Origin of the sequence: Sphingomonas leidyi, assembly GCF_011761945.1 — a bacterium.
GTDB lineage: Bacteria > Pseudomonadota > Alphaproteobacteria > Sphingomonadales > Sphingomonadaceae > Sphingomonas > Sphingomonas leidyi.
On record NZ_JAASQV010000003.1, the window covers coordinates 1 to 13,421 of the forward strand.

1 protein-coding gene is annotated in these 13,421 nt (G+C 73.0%); it reads left to right on the top strand.

Going from position 1 to position 13,421, the window contains the following annotated elements:
• Positions 1–663: 663 nt before the first annotated feature.
• Positions 664–13,377 carry an autotransporter outer membrane beta-barrel domain-containing protein gene (locus FHR20_RS15535; RefSeq protein ID WP_167300558.1) on the top strand — a complete coding sequence of 4,238 codons (12,714 nt, stop codon included), beginning with the start codon at positions 664–666 and terminating at the stop codon, positions 13,375–13,377.
• Positions 13,378–13,421: the final 44 nt, after the last annotated feature.

Genomic DNA, 13,421 nt, shown 5'->3' on the forward strand with positions numbered 1-13,421 from the left:
GCTTGACTTTATCTGAGTATCCGACGCCTAGAAGCCGCCAGAACCCAGGGCCGCCGCCCACATGTCCCTTCATCTAAATCACTATGTCAAAGAGCACGTTCCTGCTCGAAGCGACGCTTCGAACATCCCTTGAAGGGCCCCAGTCGGCAGCACCGAAGTGCCGCAACCGATTTGTGAACGTCCCGAACCGGAGGACCGGTTGGAGCAGAGAGGCGAGCGCCTCGTTGCCGGGAGGGCGCCATCTATGTGCCCGACCGATTCCCGTCAACCCGAAAAATGCACTTTTTTCCGATCTTCGCATTTTTTCGGTTCGACCCGCGGCTTCCGCCCCGGATCGCCGCTGCGAACGGAGCGAAGGGACCCCCCGCCGGGAGGGAGCGCCCCTCGCCTTCCCCGCCCCCTTCCCAGATGAAGCACAGTCCCCGGCACGAGCCAGGAGCAACGGCCGCCACGCCCCCAACTGCGCCGGCCGTTTGGGAAACAAATCGGACACACGCGTCCATCGCCGCTCGTGAAACCGGCCGATCACGGTCGGCGTGCCATGCTTCGACTGCTCGGATACGGGACAGATGCCGCTACGGAAACCATGTCCGAACAAGGGTAATTACTTGTTCAGCATGATATGGTCCAAGTTCGACTCACAGGTATTTCGGGGGAATTACGATGGTTCGGCGAACGGATGCTGTGCGGCTCGCGCGGCTCGCGGCGCTGGTGGATGCGACGGGCGACGCAGTCGATGCCGATCGGCTGACCCGCATCCAGCGATCGGACTTCATTTCGGAAATCGGCGCCGTCCTCTCGCTGCTCGCCGATCGATCGGCGGCGCTGTCGCATGCGCTCGAGCGGCTGCGGGATCGCATTGCCGGTGCCGGCGCCCCGCGCCGTCCGCGCCAGGCCGACCGCAAGCTGTTCGGCACGCTCGCCCGGCACCTGAAGCGCATCGGCCTGCTGCTCGCCATGGGCACCGCCGCCTGGGCGACCACCGCCGCCGCCAATACCAGCGTGTCGCGCATGGCGCTCACCAAGGCGATGATGGCGCCGATGCCCACGCCGCCTCCCCTGCCCGTCGTCGCGGTGGGCGACCTGGTGCACAACCCGGTGACCGATGCCGACGAACGCGTCGTCGAAGTGATCAACGCCGCGCTGGTCCGCACCGACCAGAACAATACGATCCTGCTCGCCAACACCGTGGGCCAGACCTTCACCGACACCAACACCAACATCACCTATACGGTGAGCGCGGTTCAGCTGACATCGGGCCAGGTCACCGGCGTCACGCTCGACAAGAGCGGCGGCGGCACGGTCACCACGCCGATCGTCACCGATGTCAGCGCGGGCGTCGGCTCGGCGCCGCCACCGCAGGGCAACGGATCGACCGGAACGACGAGCTCGGGCTTCACCTTCCCGGCCGCGGCGGGCGACGTCCATCAATATTCGAACGTCCAGCGCGGCGCGAACGGCGGCAATGGCAGCTTCGGTGCCGGCGTCCGGATCTGCATCTTCGGCGGCTGCTTCACCATCGGCGCCAATGCCTCGGCCGGCGGCGCCGGCGCCAACGGGCCGGACATCACCGCGACGGTGACTCCCGCCAACAACGGCAACATCACCACCATCTCGGACAACCTCCCGGGCATCGCGGCGATCAGCGCGGGCGGCAATGGCGGCAATGGCGGCGACGGCGCCGGCAATGTCCGTGGCGGCGCCGGCGGCGGCGCGGGCCGCGGCGGCAATGTCAGCCTGACCTCGAGCGTGACCGTCAGCACCTCGGGCGTGCGCAGCTACGGCATCCTCGCGCAGAGCGTCGCCGGGCGCGGCGGCACCGGCGGCACCGGCTATCTGTTCTCGGGCGGCGGCGCCTCGGGCCCGGCGGCGCAGGGCGGCACCGTCACCGTCAACAATTCCGGCCAGATCCAGACCACCAACACCGGCGCGATCGGCATTCTGGCGCAGAGCCTGGGCGGCAATGCCGGCACCAGCGGCGGCAGCTACGGCATCGTCGGCAATCCCGGTTCGGGCAGCGTTGGCGGCGACGGCGGCAACGTCACCGTCGAGCATAGCGGCATCGTCCGTACCTCGGGCGTCGATGCGATCGGCATCCAGGCCCAGTCGATCGGCGGCACCGGCGGCAATGTCGGCGGCACCGGCGGCATCGCCACGTTCGGCGGCACCGCCGGCAATGGCGGCAATGGCGGCAACGCCACGATCAACGTGCGCGCCGGAGCCGAAGTCACCACCACCAAGAGCGGCGCCTATGGCGTCTTCGCCCAGTCGATCGGCGGCGGCGGCGGCTCGGCGGGCGGCTCGGGCGGCCTGGTCGCCTTCGGATCGGACGGCAGCACGGCGGGCAATGGCGGCATCGCTTCGGTCCTGGTCGAGGCAGGCGCGACCATCACCACCGGCGGCGCCAATGCGCATGGCGTGTTCGTCGAATCGGTCGGCGGCGGCGGCGGTGCGGGCGGCGCCTCGGGCGGCGCGGTCGCGGTCGGCGGCAAGGGCGGGTCCGGCGGCACCGGCGGCGCGGCGAGCGCCACCATCGCCGGCTCGGTCCGCACCGGCGGCGTCGACGCGCGCGGCGTGTTCGTCCAGTCCGTGGGCGGCGGCGGCGGCTCGGCCGAGGGCACCGGCGGCCTCGTCTCGATCGGCGGCAGCGGCACCGGCGGCGGCCTGGCGGGCAGCGCCTCGGCCAGCATCGCCGCAACCGGCAGCGTCGTCACCACCGGCAAGGGCGCCGACGCAGTGTTCGTGCAATCGGTGGGCGGCGGCGGCGGCGCGGGCTCGGGCTCGGGCGGCGTGGTCGCGCTCGGCGGGACGGGCGGCACCGGCGGCAATGGCGGCATGGTCACGGTCGGCAACGCCGGCACGGTCCGCACCGAAGGCGACGGCGCCCGCGGCATCTTCGCCCAGTCGGTGGGCGGCGGCGGCGGCAAGGGCGGCGACAGCGGCGGCCTGGTCACCATCGGCGGCAACGGCTCGGCGGCGAGCACCGGCGGCACGGTGACCATCACCAACACCGGCAGCGTCACCACGTTGCGCAACAATGCCACGGCGATCTTCGCCCAGTCGGTGGGCGGCGGCGGCGGCGACGGCGGCACCACCGGCGGCGTGCTGCTCACCATCGGCGGCAAGGGCGCGAGCGGCGGCAATGCCGGCATCGTCACCGTCAACCACAGCGGCAATATCGGCACCGGCGGCAATGATTCGAACGGCATCTTCGCCCAGTCGATCGGCGGCGGCGGCGGCAATGGCGGCGCGAGCGCGTCGCTGAGCGCGTTCGTCGGCGTCGCGATCGGCGGCGCCGGGTCGGCGGGCGGCAATGGCGGCACCGTCGACGTCAACCTCACCCCCCGCTCGGTGACGATCGGCGGCGTGCCGACTCAGCTCGATCCGTTCATCGCGACCAGCGGCGACCGCTCGCGGGGCATCCAGCTCCAGTCGATCGGCGGCGGCGGCGGCAATGGCGGCTTCGCGGTCCAGGCGACCGGCGGCTTCTTCGGCGGCGCCAGCGTGGCGATCGGCGGCAGCGGCGGGACCGGCGGCACCGGCGGCCACGTCACGCTCGACGGCGACGCGGTGATCCTCACCACCGGCGACAATGCGCAGGGCATCCTCGCCCAGTCGGTCGGCGGCGGCGGCGGCGCCGGCGGCTTCACCGTCTCGGTCGCCGCCGCGGCGGGGCCGGCGCTCGGCGCATCGATCTCGCTCGGCATCGGCGGATCGGGCGGCACCGGCGGCAATGGCGGCCTGGTCGAAGTCCATTCGGGCGGCGCGATCCAGACCGATGGCGATTTCTCGACCGGCCTGCTCACCCAGTCGGTCGGCGGCGGCGGCGGCAATGGCGGGTTCAACGTCTCGGCGGCAGTCGCGGCGGGCGGCGGCGGCGCGGTCTCCTTCGCCGTCGGCATCGGCGGCAAGGGCGCCAATGCCGGCAATGGCGGCGTGGTCGACACCGATTTCGACGGCACGATCTCCACCGGCGGCGACGATGCCGGCGGCGCGGTGATCCAGTCGGTCGGCGGCGCCGGCGGCTCGGGGGGCTTCAACGTCTCGGGCGCGGTAAGCTTCGCGGGCACCACCAGCGTGGGCGTCGCGGTGGGCATCGGCGGCGCGGGCGGCGGCGGCGGCGACGGCGGCAAGGTGACCGGGCGCGTCGGCGGCAACGTCCAGACCACCGGCGACCGCGCCACCGGCGTACTGATCCAGTCGGCCGGCGGCGGCGGCGGCAATGGCGGGTTCAACATCGCGGGCTCGATCTCGGGCAGCGGCTCCTATGCCGGCGGCATATCGGTCGGTCTGGGCGGCGCCGGCGCGGGCGGCGGCGGCGGCGGCGACGTCACCGGCACCGCGGCGGGCACGATCTATACTTCGGGCGACCAGTCCGACGGCCTGCTCGTCCAGAGCCTGGGCGGCGGCGGCGGTTCGGGCGGGTTCAACATCTCCGGATCGATCGCAGGCAGCGCGACCTTCGGCGGAGGCCTGTCCGTCGGCCTGGGCGGCGCGGGCGGCACCGGCGGCAATGCCCTGCACGCCACCGGCACCGCGCTGGGCGCGGTCCACACGCTCGGCGACCAGTCGCGCGGCGTGGTGGTCCAGTCGAACGGCGGCGGCGGCGGCGTCGGCGGATTCAACGTCTCGGGCAGCATCGGCGGTTCGGGCAGCTATGGCGCGGCAGTCAATATCGGCCTGGGCGGTTCCGGCGGCGGGGCCGGCAATGGCGGCGAAGTCGATGCGAGCGCCGTATCGATCCTGACCGAGGGCAACCAGTCGGGCGGCTTCCTCGCGCAGAGCGCCGGCGGCGGCGGCGGCGCGGGTGGGTTCAACGTCGCAGGCGGGGTGAGCTTCGGCGGCACCGCCGCGGGCGCGCTCTCGGTCGGCCTGGGCGGCTCGGGCGGCGGCGGCGGCAACGCCATGCGCGTCGGCGCGACGGTGACCGGCAATGTCGTCACCCTTGGCGACCAGTCGACCGCGATCACCGCGCAGAGCCTGGGCGGCGGCGGCGGCACCGGCGGCTTCAACGTCTCGGGCGGCATCGGCATTTCGGGCACCATCGCCGGTGCGATCAATATCGGCATCGGCGGTTCGGGCGGCACTGGGGGCGACGCGGGCATCGTCAAGCTCGACGTGACCGGCACCACCGCGACCGCGGGCGACAAGAGCGACGGCATCCTGGCGCAGAGCGTCGGCGGCGGCGGCGGCGCGGGCGCGTTCAACGTCTCGGGCGGCATCGCGGTGGCCAAGGACGGCGCCGGCACGCTCGGCATCGGCCTGGGCGGCGCGGGCGGCAGCGGCGGCGACGGCAAGGCCGTCACGCTCAACGTGAACCAGGGCGTTGCCGACACCGGCGATACGCTGGTCGCGGTCTCCACCGAGGGCGACGACGCCCGCGGCATCGTGGCGCAGAGCCTGGGCGGCGGCGGCGGCAACGGCGCGTTCAACGTCACCGGCGGCATTGCCGGCTCGAAGAGCGGCGCCGGCAATATCGGCGTCGGCATCGGCGGCGCCGGCGCCACCGCAGGCAATGCCGAAGCAGTGATCGCCAACATCAATGGCGACGTCGCCACGCGCGGCGCGCGCTCGGGCGGCGCGCTGATCCAGTCGGTCGGCGGCGGCGGCGGCAATGGCGGGTTCAACGTCTCCGGCGGCATCGCGGTCTCGAAGGAACTCACCGGCAACGTGCTGGTCGGCGTCGGCGGGTTCGGCGGCGCGGGCGGCGACGCGGGCACGGTCGACGCGGCCCTGACCAGCGACATCGGCACCCGCGGCGACGATTCGCTGGGCCTCACCGTGCAGAGCCTGGGCGGCAGCGGCGGCAATGGCGCGTTCAACGTCACCGGCGGCCTCAGCCTCAGCGCCGGCAATGGCAGCTCGGGCACGCTGGGCGTGGGCGTCGGCGGCTTCGGTGACAGCGGTGGGAATGCCAAGGCGGTCACCGCCGCGCTCACCGGCGACGTCGCGACGCTCGGCGCGCGCAGCGGCGCGATCCTGATCCAGTCGGCCGGCGGCGGCGGCGGCAATGGCGGGTTCAACGTTACCGGCAGCATCGCCCTTTCCAGCGGCGGCACCGGCACGCTCGGTATCGGCATCGGCGGCTTCGGCGGCGATGGCGGCGACGCGGCCACGGTCGACGCCACGCTTTCGGGCAATGTCGCCACCAGCGGCGCGGAATCGGCCGGCGCGCTGATCCAGAGCCTGGGCGGCGGCGGCGGCAACGGCGCATTCAACGTCACCGGCTCGCTCTCGATCTCGGCAGGCAACAACACCTCCATCGGCGCCGCGATCGGCATCGGCGGCTTTGGCGGCGACGGCGGCATCAGCCAGAAGGTCACCGCCAGCGTGACCGGCGACTATCGGACCCGTGGCGGCGATTCGGCCGGCGTGGTGGCACAGAGCATCGCGGGCGGCGGCGGCGCGGGCGGGATCAATGTCTCCGGCGCGATCGCCCTCTCCACCGGCACCGCGGGCACCGCCTCGATCGGTATCGGCGGCTTTGGCGGCGATGGCGGCAAGGCCGGCGATGTCGATCTCACCCGCATCGGCGACACCGTGACCAGCGGCACCGATTCCGACGGCGTCGTCGCGCAGAGCATCGGCGGCGGCGGCGGCCGCGGCGGCATCAACGTGGCCGGCGGCATCGCGGGCAGCACCAGCGGCAGCACCGGCGCGTTCGGCTTCGGCCTGGGCGGCTTCGGCGGCGGCGGCGGCGAGGCGGGCAACGTCACCGCGCGCGTGACCGGCAACGTGCTCGCAACGGGCAATGGCGGCGTGGTCGCGCACGCGGCGCAGACGATCAACTTCCTCGGCTTCGACTTCACTTTCCCCGCCTATCGCACGATCGCGAACGGTTCGAACGGCGTGATCGCGCAGAGCGTGGGCGGCGGCGGCGGCCAGGGCGGGCTCAACGTCACCGGCCAGATCGCCCTCACCTCGCCCGGCTCGAGCAGCGCGAGCCGCGTCGCCTCGCTGGGCATCGGCGGGTTCGGCGGCGATGGCGGCAATGCCGGCACGGTCGACCTGACCGTCAAGGCGCCGGGCACCGACCGGGTGCAGGTCGTCGCGTCGGGCGACGAGCGTTCGGCGGTGATTGCCCAGTCGCTCGGCGGCAGCGGCGGCATCGGCGGGATCAACGTCTCGGGCGGCATCTCGCTCGACGGCCAGCTCACCGTCGGGATCGGCGGGTTCGGCGGCGATGGCGGCCTGGGCCGCAAGGTGACCGCCAATGTCGATGCCGACCTGTTCGCCCAGGGCGCCAAGGCGCGCGGCCTGCTCGTCCAGTCGGTCGGCGGCGGCGGCGGCACCGGCGGCATCAACATCTCGGGCGGGATCACCGCCGATAGCACCGCCACGGAGCCGACGCTGGTCTTCGGCATCGGCGGCTTCGGCGGCGCGGGCAATGCCAGCGGCGATGTGATCGCCACCCAGAATGGCCAGGTGTTGGTCGACGGCTATGAAGCCGCCGGCATCATCGTCCAGTCGGTCGCGGGCGGCGGCGGCGATGGCGGGCTAAACGTCTCGGCGGCGCTCAACAATGCGGGCGCCGGCAAGTCGAAGCTCACCGGCGTCGCGCTCGCCGCGGGCCTGGGCGGCACCGGCGGCACCGGCGCCGATGCGGGCGACGTCACTTTCACCAGCAACGGCAACGTGCTGGTCAACACCAAGGTGACCACCGGCGCCGGCGGCGCGGTCACGCTTTCGGCGACCGACTATGTCGGCAAGGCGCCGGGCATCCTCGTCCAGTCGGTCGGCGGCGGCGGCGGCCAGGGCGGCATCGACGTGGCCGGCGCGGTCTCGCGCCAGGGCGCGCCGATCGCGCTCGGCATCGGCGGGACCGGCGGCGCGGGCGGCAATGCCGGCGACGTGACGGTGACGCGCGGCTACACCATGGTCGGCGGCATCGAGACCGAGACGCCGGGCCTGATCCGCACTTTCGGCGACGAATCGAACGGCATGACCGTACAGTCGATCGGCGGCGGCGGCGGCAATGCCGGCTTCAACCTGGTGCTCGACGTGACGCTGGCGCCGGCGGGCAACAGCCCGTTCGCGGCGGTGGTCAATGTCGGCGGCGCGGGCGGCGACGCGGGCGCAGGCGGCGACGTCACGCTGCGGCATCGCGGCGACATCGGCACCAGCGGCGCGCTGAGCGACGGCATCCTCGCCCAGTCGATCAGCAAGGGCGGCGGCAACGGCACCTTCAACCTGGCCGGCGGCTATACCCGCGATGCCAACCAGCTCAACCTGAGCATCGGCGGACGCGGCGGCATCGGCGGCGAAGCAGGCGATGTCGAAGTCAGCCAGGACGGGACGATCGTCACCACCGGCGAGCGTTCGATCGGCATCCATGCCCAGTCGATCGGCGGCGGCGGCGGCAATGCCTCGTTCGATTTCGGCCTGGTGCCGGGCGCGAAGAACCAGTTCGCGCTGAGCCTCGGCCAGTCCGGCGGCACCGGCGGCACCGGCGGCGAGGTTACGGTGAACGCCAAGGGCGCGATCGACACCAGCGGCGGCTATTCCTCGGCGATCTTCGCCCAGTCGGTCGGCGGCGGCGGCGGCAACAGCGGCTCGTTCAAGATCGGCGGCACGGTGGGCACCGGCAGCGGCACCTCGGCGCAGAGCTTCGCCGGCAGCGTCGGCGTCGGCCTGGACGGCGGCGTCGGCGCGACCGGCGGCGCGGTCTCCGTCGTCAACGCGGCGAACCTCACCACGCGCGGCGTCGAATCGCGGGGCATCTGGGCGCAGAGCATCGGCGGATCGGGCGGCGCGGGCGGCAGCGGCACCGGCGTGATGGTCAACACCACGGCGGCGCTCACGGTCGCGGTGGGCGGCACCGGCGGCGTCGGCTCGAAGAGCTCGACGGTCGATGTCGGCAACAGCGCGCGGATCGTCACCGGCGGCGACGATGCGGACGGCATCCTGGCGCAGTCGATCGGCGGCGGCGGCGGCACCGGCGGCTTCGCGGCAAGCATCGCGCTCCAGTACAAGGGCAGCGGCAACACCTCGAACACCATGGGCATCGCGGTGGGCGGCTCCGGCGGCACCGCCGGCGTGGGCGACACGGTGACGGTGACCAACACCGGCGTGATCGCCACCACTGGGGCGCGCGCCTTCGGCATCCGCGCCCAGTCGATCGGCGGCGGCGGCGGCATCGGCGGCGCGGTCATCGACTTCCGTGCCCAGGGCAAGAGCGCCAACAACTCGATCAACGTCAATGTCGGCGGCGCCGGCGGCACGGGCGAGAAGGCCGGCGACGTCGCGGTCACCAACGAGGGCCTGATCTGGACCAAGGGCGAGGATGCCGCGGGCATCAGCGCCAATTCGATCGGCGGCGGCGGCGGCGATGCGGGCCTGGTGCTCCAGCTCGCGGTGGGCGCCACCGGTGCGGACAAGCAGACCCACAGCGCCCGCGTCACCATCGGCGGCAATGGCGGCAGCGGCGGCGCGGGCGGCAAGGTCACCGTGGTCAACCGCGACACCGGCGGCACCAATTCGGGCGACATCCTCACCGAGGGCAAGGGCGCCTATGGCATCTTCGCCCAGTCGCTGGGCGGCGGCGGCGGCAACAGCTCGACCATCCTGGCGCTGACCGGCGTCTCCTCCGGCAAGGACAGCGTCGCCTTCGGGTTCAATTTCGGCGCGGTCGGCGGCAGCGGCAATATCGGCGGCGTGGTCGACGTGACCAATGCCGGCACGATCGAGACCAAGGGCGAAGGCGCCCACGGCATCCTCGCCCAGTCGATCGGCGGCGGCGGCGGCAATGGCGGGATGGCGCTCACCGGCAGCCTGCTGATCGGCGCCCCCACTTCGGCGCCGCTGATCGCGATCGGCGGCGTGGGCGGCAATGGCGGCAATGGCGGCGCGGTCACCGTGACCAACAGCGGGTCGATCCTCACCCGCGGCGCCAAGGCGAACGGCATCGTCGCGCAGAGCATCGGCGGCGGCGGCGGCAATGCCGGCCTGGGCGTGGCGCTCACGCCGGAGCCTGCGAGCCTGACCCTGTCGAACACGATCGCGCTGATCGTCGGCCTCACCGGCGGCGGCACCGGCGGCACCGGCGGCGCAGTCACCGTCAACCAGACCGGCGACATCACCGTTCTCGGCGCCGGCTCGCAGGCGATCGTCGCCGAGAGCATCAATGGCGGCGGCGGCACGCTGGGTTTCGACTTCAGCGGCATCACCGGCCTGCCGGGCCTGCCCGTGGTCGGCCCCGGCGGCAATACCCAGCGGCCCAACCCGCTGCTCGTCGCCCGCGCGGGCGCCGACGGCGCGTCCGGCATGAACGCCGGCAAGGTGACGGTGAATTCGAACGGCACGATCGGCGCGGGCGGGCGCAACGGCGTCGGCATCAGCAACCAGGCGATCGGCGGCGGCGGCGGCACGATCGACATCGACCTCGACATCGTCGCGCTCCACGACCCGACGGTCACCGACCCGCAGGCGCCCATCGGCGTCCGGCTGGCGCTGGGCGGCCTGGGCGGCGCCGACAATGACGGCGACGACATCACCGGCAGCCATTCGGGCAGCGTCACCACCAATGGCGACGGTGCCGCCGGCGCACTGACCCAGTCGATCGGCGGCGGCGGCGGTCGCGGCATCATCGACGTCACCGCCGAACTGGCGTCCTTCTTCGCGGGCGCCTCGATCACGCTCGGCGCCGACGGCACCACCGGCGCGTCGGGCGGCGCGATCCAGCGCGGCATGACCGGCGCGATCAGCACCACCGGCAAGTTCGCCCCCGGCGCAATCGTCCAGTCGATCGGCGGCGGCGGCGGCTCCGCGATCGTCGAGATCGCCCTGGGCACCGGCGCCACCGCGGCCGCGCCGAGCGTGCTGAACATCGACTCCACCGCGCCCGGCACCGCCCCCACCGCGAACCTTTCGCCGGAAAGCCAGCGCGCACTGGCCTATTGGCTGGCAGGCGCGGGCGCGGATCCGCTGGCGGTCGCACCGCCCGCGGTTCCGCCGACCGTCATCACGCTCGGCGCCAATGGCGGCGCCGGGCTCGACGGCGGCACGGTCGCCCTCGCCTATGCCGGCGGCTTCGCCACGCTGGGCGACTATTCGCCGGCGCTGGTCGTCCAGTCGATCGGCGCGGGCGGCGGCGAAGTGCGCCTCACCGGCGGCAGCGCGAGCGTCACCCTGGGCGGCAGCGGCGGCGCGAGCGGCAATGGCGGCAGCGTTACCGTGTCGAACAACGGCGCCGTCCAGACCGCCGGCAACCATGCGCACGGCGTGTTCCTCCAGTCGATCGGCGGCGGCGGCGGCGCGGTGCTGGGCGCAGTCGATTCCGCCAGCATCGCCTTCAACGCGGCCAACACCGGCAATGGCGGCGCGATCCGCTTCGACCAGACCGGCAACATCGCGGTGCTCGGCGCCAATTCGGTCGGCGTGGTGGCGCAGTCGCTCGGCGGCGGCGGCGGCTGGGTCGAGGGGATATTCGCCGGCAACGGCACCGGCACGGGCGCCGGCGGCGCGATCGACCTGCGCCTTTCGGGCTCGGTCTTCGCGGCCGGCCTGAACGCGACCGGCATCTTCGCCCAGAGCCAGGGCAGCACCGGCGCGGGCAATATCCGGGTCACCGCCAATAACCTGGTGCGCGGCGGTGCCGGCACCGGCGCGGGCATCCGCCTGGCCGGCGGCGCGGCCAACCTGATCCAGCTCACCGCCGGCTCGATCAGCGCGGTCTCCGGCCTCGCGATCGACACCGGCGCGGGCAACGACCGAGTGGAGAACAGCGGCACGATCATCGGCAATGTCGACCTGGGCAGCGGGGCCAACGCGCTGGTCAACAACGCGAACGGCACCTTCATCGCCTTCAGCCGGATCGACCTGCGCGACGGCGCGGGTTCGAGCGGCAGCTTCGCCAATGCGGGCGACTTCCAGATGGGCCTGGCCGCCAGCCGCACCCCGATCGACCTGCTGAACGGCGCCACCTTCGCCAACCTGGACGGCGTCGGCACCCCCGCGACCAACCTGCTCTACGGTGCCCGCGTCATCAACACGGTCGACCTCGACGGCGACTTCACCCAGAGCGCAACCGGCCACATGGCCTTCGACGTCGCGTTCGGCCCCTATGCGTCGGACCGGGTCAATGTGAGCGGCAATACCAGCGTGGCCGGCACCGGCGACGTCATCCTCACCTGGATGCAGGACAAGAACCCGGTCACCCTGTTCGCCACGGCAGGCACGGCGACCAACAACGGGCTCACCATCCGCGACACGCTGGCGGTCGACTATCGCGTGCTGGCCAACAGCGCCGGCATCCAGCTCGCCTTCGACACCAATTTCGGCCAGCCCTTCCTCAACCGCAACGAGCGCGCGCTCGGTGCCTATATGGACCGCGCGGTGACGGCGGGCAGTTCGGCGGGGATCGGCCGCCTGCTCGCCCTGCTCGGCAACATCCAGGCCGGTAGCGAGGCCCAGTATCGCGCGATCTTCGATCAGCTGAACCCCGAACCCTATCTGATCGCCTCGCTCACCCAGTTCGGCGCGGCGCGCGACTTCTCGTCCAACCTGTTCGGCTGCGGCACGCCCGCCGGCCCGGCGGGCGATGGCTGCGTGTGGAGCCAGGCCGGCGGCCATGTCTTCCGGCGCAGCGGCGACGGCGAGCATGCCAGCGTCCGCGGCGATACCGACGGCCGCTTCCGCGCCGGCTTCGAGAAGCCGCTGGGCGGCGACTGGATGATCGGCGGCGCGATCGGCTATGACAGCCTCGGCAATGCCAGGATCGACGGGCTGCGCGCCAATTCGGACGGCGACGGCGTCCATGCCGGCATCGGCGCGCGCTATGCGGGGACGAGCGGCGCGCAGTTCGCCGCCTCGGTGAGCGGCGGCTGGCAATGGACCGAGCTGCGCCGCGGCGTGAGCATCTTCGATCCGCGCCAGGGCGTCGGCAACCAGGGCACCGGCTATCTCCAGGGCAGCGCCGAAGCGGCCTGGGTGCTCGGCCAGGGCATGGTGTTCGCCCGGCCGGCGGTGCGCGGCTTCGTCACCGCGCTGCGCCAGGGCGGCTTCGCGGAGCGCGGGCTCGAGGGCCTGGGCGTCGAGAGCCTCTCCCATACGCAGTGGATCGGCACCGTCGCGCCCGAACTGAGCCTGGGCGTGCGGCTGGCCGGCAACGGGCCGACCAGCGCGACCTTCGCGATCACGGGCGGCGGCGTGTTCAACACCACCGACCGGATCGCGGCGCCGTTCCGTTTGCTCGGCGGCAACGCCTCGGCCGCGCCGGCGACGATCACGACGCTGATGGATCGCCAGGCCGCGCATGTCGGCGCGGAGCTGCGCGTGGTGGGCAACGAGAACCTGTCGCTGCGGCTCGGCTATGATGGCGAGTTCGGCAAGCGCACCAGGGACCACCGCGCCAGCCTGAGCGCCCGCATCCGCTTCTGATCGCGCGGGCTGCCCAGGGCATGGGGCGGGCCCTGGGCAGCCTA

What these genes read in the sequence shown, in the direction of transcription:
- FHR20_RS15535 (WP_167300558.1), top strand. Translation starts at nt 664, where the DNA reads ATGGTTCGGCGAACGGATGCTGTGCGGCTCGCGCGGCTCGCGGCGCTG.